Here is a 1,252-nt window from a genome sequence, read left to right on the forward strand (position 1 = left end):
TTGAGCGTACCGAAGAAGCTTTCCATGGCCGCGTTGTCCAGGCAATTGCCCTTGCGCGACATGCTCTGTTTCACGCCTCGCCCACGGAGTTTGTGACGATACTGAGCCTGCTGGTAATGCCATCCCTGATCTGAATGCAGCACAAGCTTCGGCTTCTCTCCCAAGCAGTCGAGGGCCTTGTCGAGCATGTTCCCAACCAGGCTGTAGCAAGGACGTTTGGCCGTTTCGTACGCCACGATTTCACCGTTGTACAAATCCATCACCGGCGAGAGATAGAGCTTCTGTTGCGCCACCTTGAATTCAGTCACGTCGGTCACCCACTTCTGATTAGGTCGTTGGGCAACAAAATTTCGCTCTAGCAAATTCGCCGCCACCTTGCCGACAACACCACGATAGGAACGGTATTTCTTAGGCCGTACCACTGACTTCAACCCTTGCTCAGCCATCAGTCGTTCAACGACCTTCTTGTTCACCAGCTTGTCCTTTCTTATCACGAGCGCAACGCGGCGATAGCCGTACAGCCCTTTGTGCTCGTGATAGACACGATGTACCAGTTCTTTGAGCGCCGCATGCCTGTCCGGCTTCTGCTGAGCCTTGAGCTGATAGTAGAAGGTGCTGCGCGCCAGCCCGACTACCCGCAGTAGGTCAGGCAAAGGAAATCTGCGCTTGAGTTTGGCGACGATTAAGACTTTTTCGTCCGTGTTCGCTCCTGTTCCTCCCGCATGGCCTTGAGCTCCTTTAGGACAGCGTTCTCCATGCGCAGGTACTCAAGCTCAGCCATCAGCTGCTCTCGAGGCTTTTGCGCATCGTCGGTATTGGTGGGCTTGGCTGGCTTGATTTTCTTCGACACGTTGATTGGCTTTCTTTGCTTGATGACAGTAGGCGAGACAGGACTGCCACTGTAGTACTGCCGCTGCCAAATGCCTATCTGAGATGATTGTCCGAGGTCAAAGTGCGCAGCAGTTTGGCGCAGGGAAAGGCGATGCTCATGCATGTAACTCAGCACCTGCCGCTTGAAGTCCTCGGTATAGCGCCGTGCATGCGAGCCTGGGCTGATGCTGCGTCTCAACTGGTAGCTGGCAACCCAGCGTCGCAGCAGGCTGAAATCGATGCCAAAGTTTCGAGCTACCGTACGGAAACCGTTGCTGCCATCCAAATAGGCAGTGATTGCTGTGAGCTTGAACTGCTCAGTGTACTTGGCCATGAATCCCCCAAGGGTTGGATTGGTGTCCAACTTCTTGGGGGCAGTCCA

1 pseudogene is annotated in these 1,252 nt (G+C 54.5%); it reads right to left on the bottom strand.

Going from position 1 to position 1,252, the window contains the following annotated elements:
• Positions 1–1,204: pseudogene (locus tag APH33_RS27810) on the bottom strand (IS3 family transposase); the annotation flags it as partial.
• Between the last annotated feature and the right edge of the window lie 48 nt (positions 1,205–1,252).

This window comes from Pseudomonas sp. NBRC 111130, from assembly GCF_001320485.1.
Lineage (GTDB): Bacteria > Pseudomonadota > Gammaproteobacteria > Pseudomonadales > Pseudomonadaceae > Aquipseudomonas > Aquipseudomonas vlassakiae.